At 41.6% G+C, this 231-nt stretch carries 1 protein-coding gene; it reads right to left on the bottom strand.

Going from position 1 to position 231, the window contains the following annotated elements:
• Window positions 1-9: 9 nt before the first annotated feature.
• A partial coding sequence (locus Xvie_RS20625; protein ID WP_208612676.1) for a transposase occupies window positions 10-231 on the bottom strand: 222 nt, incomplete at its 5' end.

Genomic DNA, 231 nt, shown 5'->3' with positions numbered 1-231 from the left:
TATACGCAATTAACTTGAAGATGCGGGTTTTAAAATCTGGAAATTATCAGTCAGACGGGTAATGAGTTCACTGGCTTTTTCTGGCAACGTGACATGAAAAAAATGATGAAGTGTTTCACGGAACGTTTTTGCATCCGGGAAATAGAGATTGTTTCGTACCTGCTCATTCGCGTACTTCCATAATCGCTCAATCGGGTTGAGGTTAGGACTGTAAGGTGGCAGGTAATGCAA

Origin of the sequence: Xenorhabdus vietnamensis (genome assembly GCF_002127535.1) — a bacterium.
Lineage (GTDB): Bacteria > Pseudomonadota > Gammaproteobacteria > Enterobacterales > Enterobacteriaceae > Xenorhabdus > Xenorhabdus vietnamensis.
The sequence above is the reverse complement of the archived record's forward strand: the minus strand, read 5'-3'. Positions and strand labels throughout refer to the sequence as shown.